Source organism: Candidatus Methanoperedens sp., from assembly GCA_027460525.1.
Classification (GTDB): domain Archaea; phylum Halobacteriota; class Methanosarcinia; order Methanosarcinales; family Methanoperedenaceae; genus Methanoperedens.
In genome coordinates this window covers 140,685-155,912 of record JAPZAS010000032.1, presented here as the reverse complement: position 1 = coordinate 155,912, position 15,228 = coordinate 140,685, and the positions used below count along the sequence as shown (strand labels likewise).

At 45.9% G+C, this 15,228-nt stretch carries 20 protein-coding genes; 6 read left to right on the top strand and 14 right to left on the bottom strand.

The annotated features are described in order from the left end of the window. Positions 1-30 precede the first annotated feature (30 nt). On the bottom strand, positions 31-1,017 hold the full coding sequence (locus tag O8C68_11835) for an ISNCY family transposase (GenBank protein ID MCZ7396481.1): 987 nt from the start codon (positions 1,015-1,017) through the stop codon (positions 31-33). A gap of 52 nt (positions 1,018-1,069) precedes the next feature. Between O8C68_11835 and O8C68_11830 the strand changes: the two genes are divergently transcribed. From O8C68_11830 to O8C68_11810, 5 genes are all read left to right on the top strand, one after another. Then, positions 1,070-1,231, top strand: a complete 162-nt coding sequence (locus O8C68_11830) for a DUF2080 family transposase-associated protein (protein MCZ7396480.1) — start codon at positions 1,070-1,072, stop codon at positions 1,229-1,231. 108 nt (positions 1,232-1,339) lie between these two features. Next, positions 1,340-1,585, top strand: a complete 246-nt coding sequence (locus O8C68_11825; GenBank protein ID MCZ7396479.1) for a Gar1/Naf1 family protein — start codon at positions 1,340-1,342, stop codon at positions 1,583-1,585. Positions 1,586-1,597: 12 nt separating this feature from the next. Continuing rightward, complete coding sequence (locus tag O8C68_11820; GenBank protein ID MCZ7396478.1) at positions 1,598-2,611, top strand: transcription initiation factor IIB; 1,014 nt, start codon at positions 1,598-1,600, stop codon at positions 2,609-2,611. 5 nt (positions 2,612-2,616) lie between these two features. Then, entirely contained in the window at positions 2,617-2,802 is a 186-nt protein-coding gene (locus O8C68_11815; protein MCZ7396477.1) for a hypothetical protein, read from the top strand. Between the two features lie 64 nt (positions 2,803-2,866). Then, positions 2,867-3,502 carry a DUF115 domain-containing protein gene (locus tag O8C68_11810; GenBank protein MCZ7396476.1) on the top strand — a complete coding sequence of 212 codons (636 nt, stop codon included), beginning with the start codon at positions 2,867-2,869 and terminating at the stop codon, positions 3,500-3,502. Here the strand turns inward: O8C68_11810 and O8C68_11805 are convergent. The 12 genes from O8C68_11805 to O8C68_11750 form a co-directional block, all read right to left on the bottom strand. After that, positions 3,499-3,744: a hypothetical protein gene (locus tag O8C68_11805; protein ID MCZ7396475.1), complete on the bottom strand. Its 246-nt coding sequence runs from the start codon at positions 3,742-3,744 to the stop codon at positions 3,499-3,501. The two genes, O8C68_11810 and O8C68_11805, sit on opposite strands and share 4 nt — an antisense overlap. Before the next feature lie 65 nt (positions 3,745-3,809). Then, positions 3,810-4,775 carry a Vms1/Ankzf1 family peptidyl-tRNA hydrolase gene (locus O8C68_11800; protein MCZ7396474.1) on the bottom strand — a complete coding sequence of 322 codons (966 nt, stop codon included), beginning with the start codon at positions 4,773-4,775 and terminating at the stop codon, positions 3,810-3,812. Continuing rightward, on the bottom strand, positions 4,768-5,196 hold the full coding sequence (locus O8C68_11795) for a hypothetical protein (protein MCZ7396473.1): 429 nt from the start codon (positions 5,194-5,196) through the stop codon (positions 4,768-4,770). Before O8C68_11795 ends, O8C68_11800 begins: the two co-directional genes overlap by 8 nt. Then, positions 5,193-5,330: a DNA-directed RNA polymerase subunit P gene (locus tag O8C68_11790; protein MCZ7396472.1), complete on the bottom strand. Its 138-nt coding sequence runs from the start codon at positions 5,328-5,330 to the stop codon at positions 5,193-5,195. Before O8C68_11790 ends, O8C68_11795 begins: the two co-directional genes overlap by 4 nt. 2 nt (positions 5,331-5,332) lie before the next feature. Continuing rightward, complete coding sequence (locus O8C68_11785) at positions 5,333-5,632, bottom strand: 50S ribosomal protein L37ae (GenBank protein ID MCZ7396471.1); 300 nt, start codon at positions 5,630-5,632, stop codon at positions 5,333-5,335. Next, positions 5,632-6,417, bottom strand: a complete 786-nt coding sequence (gene rrp42, locus O8C68_11780) for an exosome complex protein Rrp42 (GenBank protein ID MCZ7396470.1) — start codon at positions 6,415-6,417, stop codon at positions 5,632-5,634. The genes O8C68_11785 and rrp42 overlap by 1 nt, the downstream gene beginning before the upstream one ends. Next, on the bottom strand, positions 6,404-7,135 hold the full coding sequence (gene rrp41, locus O8C68_11775) for an exosome complex exonuclease Rrp41 (GenBank protein ID MCZ7396469.1): 732 nt from the start codon (positions 7,133-7,135) through the stop codon (positions 6,404-6,406). Before rrp41 ends, rrp42 begins: the two co-directional genes overlap by 14 nt. A gap of 48 nt (positions 7,136-7,183) precedes the next feature. Then, the gene (rrp4, locus tag O8C68_11770) at positions 7,184-7,975 is read right to left on the bottom strand and encodes an exosome complex RNA-binding protein Rrp4 (GenBank protein MCZ7396468.1); all 792 of its coding nucleotides are present in this window, start codon (positions 7,973-7,975) and stop codon (positions 7,184-7,186) included. 5 nt (positions 7,976-7,980) lie between these two features. Continuing rightward, positions 7,981-8,676 (bottom strand): ribosome assembly factor SBDS, encoded by a 696-nt coding sequence (locus tag O8C68_11765; protein MCZ7396467.1) that lies wholly within the window; start codon positions 8,674-8,676, stop codon positions 7,981-7,983. 6 nt (positions 8,677-8,682) lie between these two features. Then, entirely contained in the window at positions 8,683-9,456 is a 774-nt protein-coding gene (gene psmA, locus O8C68_11760; protein MCZ7396466.1) for an archaeal proteasome endopeptidase complex subunit alpha, read from the bottom strand. Positions 9,457-9,514: 58 nt separating this feature from the next. Further along, the gene (locus O8C68_11755) at positions 9,515-9,877 is read right to left on the bottom strand and encodes a ribonuclease P (protein ID MCZ7396465.1); all 363 of its coding nucleotides are present in this window, start codon (positions 9,875-9,877) and stop codon (positions 9,515-9,517) included. Continuing rightward, on the bottom strand, positions 9,874-10,530 hold the full coding sequence (locus O8C68_11750; protein ID MCZ7396464.1) for a ribonuclease P protein component 3: 657 nt from the start codon (positions 10,528-10,530) through the stop codon (positions 9,874-9,876). Before O8C68_11750 ends, O8C68_11755 begins: the two co-directional genes overlap by 4 nt. Positions 10,531-10,831: 301 nt before the next feature. Between O8C68_11750 and O8C68_11745 the strand changes: the two genes are divergently transcribed. Beyond that, positions 10,832-12,766 carry a DUF4118 domain-containing protein gene (locus O8C68_11745; GenBank protein ID MCZ7396463.1) on the top strand — a complete coding sequence of 645 codons (1,935 nt, stop codon included), beginning with the start codon at positions 10,832-10,834 and terminating at the stop codon, positions 12,764-12,766. A 47-nt stretch (positions 12,767-12,813) separates the two neighbouring features. Here O8C68_11745 and O8C68_11740 read toward each other — a convergent pair whose 3' ends face one another. Next, positions 12,814-15,228: a 4Fe-4S binding protein gene (locus O8C68_11740; GenBank protein ID MCZ7396462.1), complete on the bottom strand. Its 2,415-nt coding sequence runs from the start codon at positions 15,226-15,228 to the stop codon at positions 12,814-12,816.

Here is a 15,228-nt window from a genome sequence, read left to right as displayed (position 1 = left end):
AATAAAAGTTTGACCGGCTGTGGGACAGAATTAAGTCGGGTACAAGTTTAGCAAATTGTGCCAGACGCCAGTGCAAAATAAAGCAGTTTCAATTCTATCATCCCTTTTTTGTCCCACCGTCCATCCAAAACACCTCTTATCCGCTGAAAATCCAGATTCAGAATTATTTCGGAGAAAATATTGTCCAAGGTAAATAATCGTATTATCTATAAACTCCTCCATTGTATCCTTCCACTTCCATGAACCTCTCAAAGTGGCATTTTTTCTTGGAATGACATAGACCTTAGCTTCCCCGAATCTATCGACATACGAAGGAAAGCTGTAATATTTATCAAGCCTTACGCTTTCGATTTTAACATCAATGTGTTTTAGCATCTCCATTGCTCTATCAAAAGCTTCTTTTTCACTCTTTAGACTCATTCCAAATGCTACATACAATTTTGATTCAAGATCGAGCAATTTGAAAGAATATACAAAAGCTTTAGTTCCAGAGTACTCTTTCGCTTTATCATTTTGTAACTGAATTTCAGAAGCATAATGTTTTTTTATAGTCAATGAATAGCCAGTCCCATCTCCACATGCATCAATATTCTTAACTCCTTTTTCTTTTAAAATCAGGATGTGAAGATTATGAATTGCCATCTCAACATCATGATTTGAGTACAATCTTTCCACAGTTTTATAGCCGACATCAATTCCTGAAAGGAGAGAAAATAAACCAAGCATAGAAGCCATCATTCTGTTACTCTCTCCAAACAGTTCTTTCAATAAAAGGATAGTTACCCTCTGGTTAAGATTGAGAACTGGAGGTCTTCCCCTACTTCTGTGAATTTTAATATTTGTCGCTTCATTTATCAAAGGTTCAAGGTTACGAATTGCTTCTTTAATCCTGTTCATCAATTGTTCTTCGTATGTCCGCCAATCGCGTTTCTTTTCTTCTTTGTTCTCTTTGTATTGCTTTAGCAGAAATTCTTCTATGTCCTTTATCCTGTCCCTGATATCATCACTTTTGAACATAAGCACATAATGTCCACAAAGTATATAAGTATTTACATGTATATACTATAGCATGAGAGAAATTAAAGCCGTTGTTGGCGGAAAATTGACAATAAAAGACAATGTTGAAGAAATATATGAGAAAAAAGTGACACCCTATGGAAATGGTGCCAAGATAGACGCTCAAAAAAAGTACATTGGTAAAAGAGTCTTCGTTATTGTTTTAAAGGACTGAAGTTGCTTATGGGTACAGGGCGTCTTTCATTTTTGTCCCACACCCAGTTTGACCAAAAAGTTTAAATAGCACATTTAGCTATATATAACCTTTCCGTCTGAGGCGAAATTGAAAAGACTGGGAACTATTCTGCATACTGTCGATAACCTGTTGATAGTCCGTGCTGATAAAACACTCAAAACAGGTGATTTATTTGAAAATTCAACGGTTGTCACAAAAAATATGAAGAAAATCGGAAGGATAAAAGAAATTTTCGGTCCGGTAAATGGTCCCTACATTTCCATCAAGATATTCAGAGAAACCACAGGCTCTCTACTCGTGAAGCTGAGAAACGAAAGAGTCTATTTGGCATAAAGGAATGATAAAATGGCAGAAATTGAGAAAGTTAAAGAAGTTGAGAAGACCGAACGCGAGAAGATAAGAGAAGGCATTAAACAAAAAAAGGAGAAAGAAAAGCTCGGTCAGTTTGAAAAAGCAACAGTGGTATGCCCTGAATGCGGAAGTCATACACTTGTGCACGACTATGAGCGGGCTGAACTTGTATGCAACGAATGCGGGCTTGTGGTTGATGCAGATTTTATAGACCAGGGACCTGAGTGGAGGGCTTTTGACCACGACCAGAGGATGAAGCGCTCACGTGTGGGCGCTCCCATGACCTATACTATCCATGATAAGGGGCTTTCTACAATGATAGACTGGCGGAACCGGGATTCGTACGGCAAATCCATCTCATCCAAGAGCAGGGCGCAGCTCTACCGGCTGAGAAAATGGCAGAGAAGGATAAGGGTTAGCAATGCAACAGAAAGGAACCTGGCTTTTGCCCTCTCTGAACTTGACAGGATGGCTTCGGCTCTGGGTTTATCTCAGAACGTGAGGGAAACCGCAGCAGTTGTATACCGCAAGGCGGTTGATAAGAACCTCATACGCGGGCGGAGCATCGAGGGCGTGGCTGCAGCAGCATTGTATTCGGCATGCAGGCAGTGCAATGTCCCCAGAACCCTGGATGAAATAGGTGAAGTATCAAGGGTGAGCAGGAAGGAAATCGGGAGGACGTACAGGTTTATCTCAAGGGAGCTCGGGTTAAAATTAATCCCGACATCGCCGATAGATTACGTGCCGCGCTTCTGCTCGGGATTGAACCTCCGAGGCGAAGTCCAGTCAAAGGCTGTTGAGATACTCAGGCAGGCTTCAGAAAAGGAACTCACAAGCGGGCGCGGCCCCACCGGCGTGGCTGCGGCTGCGATATACATTGCCTCAATCCTGTGCGGCGACAGGAGGACGCAGCGTGAAGTGGCAGAAGTGGCGGGCATCACTGAGGTGACCATACGGAACAGGTACAAAGAACTGGCAGAAGAGCTGGATATCGAAATCATCCTTTAGGTGCAATGTACGTCAAGGATTCAATAATAGAAGCCCAGATTGAAAAAGACTTGAAAAAGCAGCACATAAAGGGCAGGATAAAGGAGGTTGAGCGCCAGCTCAGCCTTCGGGCTGAAGGTAAACGCCGGTGCTCCGGGCTTAAGGGAAGATTGGAGAAGCTGAAAGGGGAATTAAAACTCCTCTCTGACTGATTTGTTAATTCTCTATCTGCGTTTATCCGCGTTCATCTGCGGTTAATATTAAATTAATCAATATATGAAATTTGAGGAATGGGAGCCTGTTTATAAGCTAATCCTCAAGGACATGGGTTTTGACAGGAGAAAGGATGAGCGTGCCGCGCTCTTGCTTTCTGAAACGCTTGAAACCAAGGCAAGGAAAAAAAATGAGGTTGCGGGAATAGAGGTCCTGCGAAGAACTATTAATGGGAAGGATGTCCTTGTGTGCGGGAAGGCGCCGGTACTTGCGGATGAGATTAAAGATGTGGATTTTAAAAAATACGTCACAATAGCGGCAGATGGCGCCACGAGCATATTGATGAGTAACGGCATTATACCTGATATTATTGTTACAGACCTTGACGGCAATATGGATGACGAGGCAAGAGCAGGCGCAATAATGGTGGTGCATGCCCACGGCGATAACATAGAGGCGCTCATGAAAGAAGTGCCGAGGCTGAAAAGAGTGATCGGGACAACGCAGTCAAAACCCCTGAAGAACGTCTATAATTTCGGGGGGTTCACGGATGGGGACAGGAGTGTGTTCCTTGCGAAGGAAATGGGGGCGAGAAGTATTACTTTAATCGGGTTTGATTTCAGGGATGAGAATGTTACTCCCTTGAAGAAGAAAAAGCTCGTGTGGGCTGAGAGGTTAATAAAAATAGCGACAGGTTAAATTCCATATCGGTTATGCAGCTCTTTCCTCACAGGGCAGATGCACACAAAAGAGTACCCGAAGGGTATCTTGTAACTGCAGGGTTCATCGCTCACGCATTTAATAAAATGGATTTTATTATCAACACAGAGTTCAACCCTGCAAAGCTCCATTTCGCCAGATAAACAGGAAAAGTCTTTTTTGCATCTGGTGGTCTTTTTTAAAATATCTTCGTTTATCTTAATTACCGTTTTTTGTTCCATATCTATCCCTTTGAAACATATTATTGGAGTTGTTGTATATACATTCTTCTATCGTCTTTTTCAGGTCAAATTCCGTATATCCTCACTGCCATCGCTTCCCTGAGCACCTGTTCGGCATTCGAGCCGGCATCCATGCTCTTGATAACCAGAGGATAATCATACCCCTCCATTATCATTTTAATTAACTTACCCTCGCCGCCAGCAATGACATACTGTATATCCTTATGCTTCCCGATCATCTTTTCAAGCGCCGTCCTCACCTTATCCGCATGGTGCTTGACATCCTCCTCGACAAGGCTCTGGAAGCGCTTCTGGCTCCATCCTCCTTTTGAATGCTTCCCCATAACGCTGCTTCTTACTATTTCATGTTCCGCAAAAGCATCAGCTTCCACTATGCCGGCAAACGTCTCTCCCGCATGGGCATTGAGCACAAGAATCTTATCACTATCGAGACTTTTTTCCAGGGGTTCAAGAGCAAATTGCCTGCCAAGGGCACATTCTGAATGCGATATCGGGAAAACCGGGATAACCACTAATTTTATAATCTGGTCCGTATCATAAAAAATCGCCTTGCCTGTTGACGACTCTATTTTTTCAATCAGGTATGCTGCAGAACTGTCGAGCCGGGATGCTATCGTCTCTTCTATATTCTTAAGTGTTTCATCCCGTGCAAGATAAATGGTTACAAGCGTTGGAGCCTTTGACTGCAACGAGCCGAGTAAGAAAAGAACCTCATCCAGTTTGCGCCTGGGCAAACTCTCAGAAAATCGGAAACTCAATTCACGGGGAGCCTCCTGTTTAAGTTTTTGCAGTTCATTCCCGAGCGAAGAAAGCTTCTGCCTTGCCTCGTTTAATTCCCTGTCAACCTCCTGTTTTGTCGTAACAGTTTTCTTTGCTTTTTCATCCCTTTTTTCAAGCTGGAGAGAAAGTTTCCTGTTTTCCTCTTCAAGCTCTCTTATTCTTGCTTTTAAGAAATTAATTTCTTCCTTCCTGAAAACCCCGTATTTAAATACGGGGACTGATTCAAACAATTCCTTCGCCTCTCACTGCCAGCACTGTCAATATGATACAGGGTACCCCTTTCTCAATAAATTCGATTCTGCCATTAACATGGATAACCCGTTTCGAACTATTACCCATCGTAAGCCCCGTGGCTTTTCCCAGGGCAATGGCAAGAGGGCTCTCGCCTTCAATAGCAGGCGCTTCGCCAGCCTCTATCTCGTTATCGAGTGATACATTTGCGTGGATAGAGAGAATACATCTGCCTTTTGAAAAAAATTTAAAGCTTCCCGGATTCCCTTTATGTTCTCCCACCAGCAAAAAAGGTTCATCTGTCAGGCTCGATAAACTGGTTTTTCCCCGGGTGAGGTATTCCCAGCCAGTGAACCTGCCCAGATGCTTGCAAAAAATCCGTATTTTTGAAGAAGGTTTACGCGCCGTGGTAATAATCATTCAGCTTTGATGCGTTTGACAACCACTGGTCTTTCCTTGACAAGTATTCTATGACCGCAGTAGGGACAGCGGATGCCGCTGTATTCGTAATCGATCTCTACGGCTCTTTTACAGCGGGTGCATTTATAGACCATGCTTATTCTTCCGCTTCCAGGCTAACGACTTTCTCACCCTGGACAGCCCTCAGCACAGTGAGGTGCGCCGAAGTCTGGGGCACATACGCCCCGCCTGCAAAAGTATGCAAACATTTGGTGCACTGCCAGATGCCTGTTCCTGTCCTTTTCACTTTTTTGGCTCCGCATTTTGAACATGTATATTCAGCACGCATTTTCTCTTCGATATCTGCCACAAGCTTTCTGCTCTTTGTGCCGTATCTCACACCGAATCTGCCTGCTGTTCTTGATTTCCTGCCTTTCGCTGTAGTTTCAACCATGATTATACCTCAAGGAATTTTTGCCTTAGCTCTTTTGCTTTCTCAATTGCAATATCCACTATATAATTTATCTGCTCTGTGGTGAGGGGGTGTACGCCGCTTTTCTGCATCCCGGACAGGCAACCATCCTGATTGGATATAACTGTAAGCTTCGTCCCTGCTATGCTCGCTTCATTCAGCGATGGGTCAAGCATTATTGAACCTCCCACCTCGACAGCGGTTACAGCCACAGGTACATCCCGTATCGGAAGGGGCGAATCCTCGCCGAGATCGAAGCGCTTGGCAGGCAGTTTTGCTGTCATCAGCGCGGCTATGGAGCCGAGCGATGCGGCATCCATAATATTCCCTCCATCGTCCAGTACATGCACGTCTATGAAAACCATCCATACCTTCTCTCCGGCTGTTACGCACAGCTTGGCAAGATCAATGGCTCCTGACTCACGGATACCCCTGTCCACCACCCTCGCAAGTTCGATGGCATCCTCCCTCGGAGGTCCAGATTCAAATACAGGCGAAGCTAAGGGTATAAGCTCAAGGTTGGTGATAATCACTCCCTGGTCTGGCGTATCTGGGAACGGTGTGCCGGGCTGGATTTTCACGCCGACTACGAGATGCGTGTCTCCCAGTTTTACGCGTGCAGACCCTTCAGCCTTTTCAATGACATTGGTGTCGATTGTTATTTCCCTGTACTGGTCAAAAGCTCTCCCGTCCTCTCTTTCCCCTTTAACCATAAGGTTGTAGATATAATCCTTGCGGAGTTCTGCCATTACCTCGTTACTCAAGGACATCACCCTCCATCTGTGAAGCGTATTTCTCCAGTAGCGCAGCTTTCTGCATCTCGTGAATGGCAAGGCATCCGGTCTTTGCCATCTCGAGTCCTTCCTTGAACTCTTCCTTGGTGAGATGCCCGTCCATCTGAAGCAGCGTGATCTTACCTTCTGGCGTCATTGCGATGGGCATATCAGCCTGCCCGTAGTTATCTTCATCCTTATTCAGGTCAAGAACAAGCGTATCATCTACCTTCCCCACAGCACAGGCTGAGACCAGGCTTTTCATAGGTATGCCGGCATCAGCAAGAGCTATGGAAGCGGCATTAATCCCTGCTGTTCTCGTACCAGCGTCCGCCTGCAGCACTTCCACAAAGATATCGATTGCGGAGCGGGGGAAATATTCCTCGAATATCACAGCCTCGAGCGCTTCGCGGCTTACCTTAGACACTTCAATGCTTCGCCTATCCGGACCTGGCCGCTTGCGTTCCTCAACTGAGAAGGATGCCATGTTGTACCTGTATCTTACAACAGCGCTGGTTGACTTCTGCTGGTGACGCGGGTGAACCTCCCTTGGTCCATAAACAGCTGCAATTACCTTGTTTCCCCCGAATTCAAAATAGCATGAGCCGTCTGCTCTGTTCAAAACACCCACTTTGATTTTAATGGGTCTTAGTTCATCCGGTTTTCTGCCGTCAAGGCGGATACCGTTTTCTAACAACTTTTCTGGTTTACTCATAAAATTCCTCTTGTCTTTTCTCCTTCTTTTTATATTATGAAAAGTAAATTATTTATCCCCGAGGAGCTCGTCCAGAATTCCTCCAGGTTTTTCCTCTTCATGCTCTGCTTCCGATTTTTCTTCCTTACCATGTTCTTCTGTCTTAATCTCTTTCTTGGCTTCTTTTTCAGGTTCTTTAACCTGCCCGCTTTTTTCTTCTTTTAAAAACTTGATGATCCTGTCAGTCAGACCTGAAATATGAGATTCTCTGTCGATCTTGGAGATAGCCTTCACAGCCAGATCCAGATCCTTGTCCTTACCCGTCATCCATATCCTACCATTCTGCCCGATAAAGATATTGCAGTTTGTCTCATTTTTCAGCATGGCAATCATCGAACCGCTCCTGCCTATCAATCTGGGCACTTTAGAAGGTGTGACCTCGATAATGCGCCCTTCCTTTATCTGCCTCAACCTCTGGTCATTGAGAGTCAATTCAACTTTCATATTGGCATCTACATCCCTTACCAGAGCCATTATCGAATCCCCGACAGTAAGATATCTGGACATGTCCTGGCTCTCGATTCTTCTCGGGAATTCGGATATGTGCAGCAAACCCTCGTAGGGCGAGCGGATATCCACAATCCAGTTCGAAAAAGAGACTTCGGTTATTACGCCTATGATCATGTCACCTGGGATTGGAATATATTTACCTGAAAGCGGAACCACCCTTATATGGTTTTTCAGTGACGCTATGCCGAAGACTGAGGAGAATACCTTACCATCTTCGACATATGTACCCTCGTCTGCAAGAGTTACATCATCGGATAAAAATTCACCTGGGATTACTAGTTTTTTTTCCATTTCAATCACTTTAAAAATTTAGTCTCTGCACTGCCTTTTGTCAGCCTGTTCAAGAGGCTGTACAGCTCGTCCTGTCTCCCTGCTGGGATGGTTATAACACCTATCCATGAACCGTCGTTCTGCCATTCCTGTTTTGTGAGGTTGCCAAAGCCTGCAACGCTGCCGTATGCTTTCGCAGCATATTCTGCCGGAAGTTTCACCGCGATCTTTACCTCTTCAAAACGTATCGGGATAATCGGTCTTATCGCTTTCATCGTGATGCTGACCATTTCATCCACCTCTTTCATGGGATCAATATGCACACCAGCCTCATCCATAGCCGCTTCGATCCTTGCTGGGGGATGCGGTGCTTTTGTCTGCGGGTTTATGGCATTTTGAGCGATAATATTTATTACGCGCCTCTTTTTTTCCTCCTGGATCTTTTTCTTCTGCTCTGTGGTAAGGTGAAGCTCTCCTTCCAGAATGATTTTTTCTGCAATCTTAATCGCGTCCGTGGTGCCGAAGGCACTTATAACGTCCTGCTCTGCAGGTCTGTCGCCGTTCTTTGCGTCGAGGAACACGTCCTCGACTGCAAGGATGTTTTCAAGTTTAACAGCCTCTCCCCTTTTAAGAGCCAGTGCTCCCTCAGGCTCCACAAAAACCTCAAACGTCTTGCCGTGTGTCTTGAGTCGTGCGATTATTGACTCATCCAGAGCGACCATTTCAGCTCACTCTTCAGTTTTCTTTTTCTTTTCCTTTCCCTTGGCTTCAGAAGCATGCGACTTCACGACCTGCTCCACGTATTTCTCCACTTCGGAAGGAGCGAGCTTTCTGAATTTTCTGGTTGAGAGCTCGATTATTCCCACTTCAATAGTCGAAGCATTGAATATCCCTTCGGCAGTGCTGTAAAGGGCATCGAGCCCAAGAATAATAGCCCCCTCTAATTTAATATCGTTGGTATATTTCTTCTCGAAGACTTCCATCGCTTCAGTCCTTCCAGAACCGATGCCTGTGGCTTTGTATTCCAGTAAGGCGCCGCTGGGGTCTGTCTCAAAAAGCCGGGCTTTGCTGTCATCAACGCCGGCGATAAGAAGAGCTGTCCCAAAGGGTCTTACTCCGCCGTATTGCGTATATGATTGTTTAAAGTCGCAGATTTTTTTGGAAAGCGTCTCGACGTCGATAGGTTCATCATACGTAACTTTGTTGATCTGGGATTCCACGCGGGCGCGGTCTATGAGCACCCTGGCGTCCGCCACAAGCCCTGATGTGGCTGCCCCGATATGATCATCAATCTGGAATATTTTTTCTATGGATTCCGCTTCCAAAAGTTTGCTCGTAATCCTCTTGTCCACCAGTAAAGCCACTCCATCCACTGCTTTCACCCCTACTGCTGTTGTTCCGCGCTTTACCGCTTCCCGCGCGTATTCTACCTGAAATAACCTTCCATCGGGGCTGAACACTGTTATAGCCCTGTCGTATCCCATCTGTGGTGCCATTTGCATTTATATCATCTCCGTGTGAAAAACCGTAATTCCTATGGATATGGAATTGTTTCTTTTTTTATTCTTTCTTCGGTTCTAACTCTTTAATGAGTGTCTTTTGTATAAACTTTTCCATCGCTCCTTTGATGGTTCCGGATATCCCCAGCACCAGAATGGAAACTCGTATACTTTTAGTATTATTTATGCAGGCAAGCGATGCCCTCACTTGAGTGGTTTTTTCCCGGGTGCATCGAACAATTCCATATCTCCCATCAAAAGACATAAGCATGGGATTGATCTCGCTGCATCCAGCATCGCCGTATAATGAGCATGTTGAGTTTAAAATTTCGCTAATTAATTCCTGCCTGGTTATTGTGTGCTCGCATGCAGCCTCAAAGGCAATGTACCGTTTCTTATCGCGCAGGGTTGGGAGGGTTTTCATACTATTTCAATTCCCTCCTGTATATAATCAGAAGATTTTCTCCTCAGAATCCCACGAGGGGTTGCGCTCATAGCCATGACTGCTTCTTTTTGTGTCATCCCGAACAAGCCAGCAAGCGCAGCCTTCTCTCTCGGTGAGCGAAGGTCGTAAATGGAATGGGCACTGCATGTGAGAACCATGGAAAGGTGATACTTCCGTGCATGGCGGAGGTTTGTCCTCATGAGCATCAATTCACGCACGCGCGCCTCCCCCCTGCGATGTGTGAGTGAGCCAAGGTTAAAACCGATGGCAATTGAGTTATCACCTGCTGCTTTTGCGAGCACGTTGTTGAACTCTTCCGGCTGTAAAAGAATGTCAAGCCCTTCTGTTTCCACTGCGGCACGGTTCAGTTCCTCATTTCCGCCCAATACTGTCAGTATCCCGGTCTTGTGTTTTTTTATTTCTTCCCTGATTCTTGAAGGTCTGCCTGTGATCTCAACCCCGATGTAAATCGAAAAATTCGGAGGTAAAACCTCGTTGCTTGTTACCCCTGAGTTGATGATAGCGATTCCTGAGTATCCGTACCTTTTTGCCTCAAGCGCCAGCTGGGTGATTGAATGTGAAGGGTCGGGATGGATATTAAAGTCATAAAACTTAGCATCAAACAGCGACATTATCTGGCTTAATAATTCTATGGTGTGATATAGTTATGCGATTTATGATTCTATGGGTTGATTACATAATGTTTTTGACTGTGCATCTTCGGCAATACAATCTTTTTAAATTTTGAAAACAGTTTAATTCTTAACCGGACTTTGTTGAGTTTTTGATGGCTAAGCAGGTGTGAAAGCCTTTAGAATGACGGGGCGATTGGGCTTGAACACGTTGAGGGAAAGGCAGTTGGGATTTTTAGGAGAGCAACGTATTAATGTCTTGGAATTGAATCTTGCTCTGGATAATATGAAGTAGATTTTAATGACAGATACAGAAGAAAGAAGACCGGAACCAGAATCTCTTCTGGCAATTGCCAAACAGGAAGAAGCAGCCAAAAAACGTGGAAAGTTGACCATCTATTTTGGCGCCGCACCCGGTGTCGGGAAAACCTATTCCATGCTCTCTGATGCCAGAATGCGTAAACAGGAAGGAATAGATGTTGTTGTTGGGTACGTTGAAACACACGGCAGGGCAGAGACCGAAATACTCCTGGAGGGTCTGGAAACCATTCCCCTCATTGTTTCTGAATATAAAGGCGTACAGCTTGCGGAGATGGATTTGGATGGTGTCCTGGCTCGCGTGCCCAAAATCGTCCTTGTTGATGAATTAGCCCATACGAATGCCACTAATTCCCGCCATGTTAAGCGCTATCAGGACGTAGAGGAGCTTCTGAACGCAGGAATTGATGTATATTCAACCCTGAACGTGCAGCATCTGGAAAGTTTAAATGATATCGTTTTCCGTATAACAGGAGTTCGTGTCAGTGAAACCATCCCGGACACTTTTTTCCAGTTAGCTGATGAGATCAAGCTTGTAGATCTTCCTTTTGAGGAGCTGCTCAAAAGATTGAAAGAAGGAAAGGTTTACGCAAAGGATATGGCAGAAAATGCTGTGAAGCGTTTCTTTAAGCCTGGGAATTTACTTGCACTGCGTGAAATGTCGCTGCGGCTTGTGGCAGGTAACGTAGATGAAAAAATGCTTCAGTACATGAGAGCCCATGCAATCGGCGGGCCCTGGTCTGCTACGGAGCGTGTCCTGGTAGGAGTATTAGCCAGCCCTTATGCTGAGCAACTGGTCCGCTCAGCCTTTCGCATAGCCTCTGATATGAATGCGGAATGTGTTGCGCTCTATGTAGAAACCGCCAAACATGCGCAAGTTTCAGATAAAGAACGGGAATGGCTCAAAAATGCCCTGGATCTCGCTGAAAAGCTGGGTGCACGTGTCGTTTGGGTCAAAGGGGATGATGTTGCTGAAGAAATAGCCCGCTATGCACAGAGCCATAATGTGACAAAGATCGTAATGGGCAAACCCAGGCGTTTTGGATTGTTTCCAACTCTTGCCCGGAAGATCCTGGTACGCACAAGAGATATCGATGTTTTCCTTTTTGCCGGCAAGAGCGAACAACCTATACCTAAGAAAAAAATAGGTATAGTCAGCCCGCTAAATTTTGTCATAAGCGCACTTGCTGTTATTCTTGGTTCTTTATTCGGTTTTCTTTTTCGAGATATTCTTGGTCAGATTAACTTACTATTTTTAATGCTTCTACCCGTTGTGATCATCGCTATTTTCATAGGGCGAGGTCCGTCTATCTTTGCAGCAGTCTTAAGCGTTCTCATTTTTGATTATTTCTTTATTCCACCGTATTTCAGCTTTGCGGTTTCTGATGTAAGATATTTTTTATCTTATCTCATGTTCATTGCGTTTGCCTTTGTAATTAGCAATCTTGCATCCAAGCTTCAATACAAGGTGCACCAGCTTCAACAGAGCGAGTCCAGAAATACAACTTTATATGAATTGAGCCAGGACCTTGTCACTGCCCAGAGCATTGATCAGGTTTTGCACCTGATGATTCGTCATACAAGACAAATTTTCCCATGCGATATGGCTATTTTCCTTCCTGAAAATGGACAAATTTCGGTCAGGGCTTCTACAGACGGATTCCAGATAAACCCGAAAGAACTTGGTATAGCAACCTGGGTCTGGCTCAATGGCGAACCTGCCGGCATGGGTACGGATACGCTCCCCGAAGCATGGGCGTACTATCTTCCTATGAAAACGACAGATATCGTAAAGGGTGTTGTGGGATTTCATTTCGACGCTCCTCTGCAGATTCTTACCCCCGAGAATAAGGTTGTATTTGATACCATTGCCCGACTGGGGGCTCTGGCGATTGAAAGGATTGGCGGGAAGGAATGATATGGTATCTTGTACTTGCGGAATGAATAACGAATCTATTATAAATTTCATTCTTCCTGGGTTTCCGCACCTTCTTCTTTTTTTGATGAATCCGATGTTATCTGTTCTTTTTTGACGGATTCATCAAACTTACTTCGCTTCTGCGCCTTCGTTTCAGCCTGCAGGGCAAACACATTCAGGAGGTCGGTAAGCTTTTCGTACTGTGCAGTCTCTATATGCGAATAACGAAGCGGCTTTTTGTGCTTTCTCGTTTCTTTTTTAAGCTTCTTGTACAACTCATCCGATCGCAATGTGAGTTTTTCATCAGTCGTACCTTCCACAAGCAGGACGCCTGTCGCTCCGTTCTCAAAAGCGGCATTAACCACATCGGCATCCAGTATATGGATGGAAGGCACGCTTACAAACCTGACAAGAGAAGAGTACTGCTTTCGGTTAACCCCGGCAATATCAGCCGCAGCATAGGCAAAGGGATCAATGAACACAATCACACCAGCACCTTCACTTAATATCGCCTTGAGCTGTGCTTTTAACTGGTTGCGCGTGAAATTCCTTATCTCGATTCCTTTTATCGGGCAGGCAGGTACGCAGATACCGCAGCCTGTGCATGCCAGCGGCGAAAGAACCGCTTTTCCTCCGTCAAGGCTAAGCGCATTATAAGGACAGGCGCTCACGCAGTCCCCACATCCGTTGCACTCCAGTATCATGGGTTTTTCAGGAGGAATCAGTATCATGCCTTTTCCGAGAAACTGGGAGACCTTGTGCGCGGCACCCAAGCCTTCTGTCACGGAATCGTGTATGTCCTTCGGACCGAGAACGCAACCTGCAGCAAATACAGCCTGGTTCAGGGTATTTACAGGGTCAAGCTTGACGTGTTTTTCTTCGATGAAACCGTCATCGCCGAGGGGAACGCCAAGCTTATCAGCAAGCTCCTTTGTCCCGGCAGATGGGATAAGCGCAGGGCAAAGCACGACCATGTCGAACAACTCGCGTCCCTTCCTGCTAAGGTTTGTGTCCTCGTACTGCACCATGACACTCCCGTCCTGCCTTGGTATTATTTCCGCCACTTTTCCGCGCACGTAATTGACACCCTTTTCCTGCGTGTGATGGTAAAACTCCTCAAATCTCCTGCCCGCAGACCTCATGTCGATGTAAAATATCCACGCCTCGGCATCGCCTTTCATCTTCTTGACGAGCTGTGCCTGTTTCTGCGAGTAGATGCAGCACACCTTGGAGCAGTGCTTTCTTCCTCTGCCTGTGAAATCACGGCTTCCGGCGCACAGCACGAATGCAACTTTATTCGGGAACGAACCGTCTGCTTTCTGCAGCCTCATCCCTGTTTTGCTCCTGGCTGAGAGCATTTCCTCAAATTCCACCGCTGTCAGGATGTTGGGAGAAGGATAGTTGTACTCTTCGATGAAGGACGGGTCGATGGGTTCAAATCCCGTGGCGATTGCAACAGCCCCTGCTGATATTGTACTCGTCTTTTCTTTTTCATCGAGGTTTATGGCATCCCGGGGGCAAACTTTCACGCAGGCTTCACAGCGCTTGCATTTTGACATATCGATCATGTATGCCTGCGGAACAGCCTGGGCAAAAGGCAGGAATATCGCCCCACTTGGGCATTTTCTTGCACATGCCCCGCAGTTTATGCATTTATCTATATCCACATAACGCGGGCTGTGTTTTAGTGTGATGGAATAATCCCCGGGGCTGCCGTGCACATCCGCTACCTCGGTCTGCGTAAACATGGTGATACCGGGATGATTGTGGATAGCCACCATTTTCGGCGTGAGTATGCACTGTGAGCAGTCCAGCGTGGGGAAGGTCTTGGATAAGCCAATCATATGCCCGCCGATGTACGGCAGCTTTTCGATAAGTATAACTTCATGGGCATCTGCCAGTTCAAGGGCTGTGGTTATCCCTGCTATCCCGCCTCCTATTACAAGAGTCCTGTCAACCAGTTTTTTTTCAAGAGGTACGAGTGGCTCTATGGAGCCCATGCGGGCGACTGCGCCTTTTATTAATCCTTTGACCTTTGAGTCTATGCTGGCTTTCTCGTGTACCAGAGTCACGCCTCTGGAGGGCGTGTCCAGCACTTCGGCTGGACTATGCACCCAGCTGGCTTGTTCCCTTATATTCGTGATCTCAAGCAGGTTTGGGTTAAGCCCTGCCTTTTTTGCCATGCCCCTGAAGGTTTCAAGATGCAGCTTGGGCGAGCATGAACCGATTACGATGCGGCTCACTTTTCCCTTCTCTATATCGTTTTTGATTTTTTCCTGTCCCTGGCTGCTGCACAGGTAATCCTGGATATTCACAACTACGTCTTTATTCTCCTTCAGGGAGTCCGCAACTGCCTGCAGGTCAACCACATCGCTTATGTTCCCGCCGCACCTGCACAGGTACACGCCTATTTTAGATTCGTTTTTGGGGGATTCGTTCTGAGGCTGTTCGTTTTCAGGCAT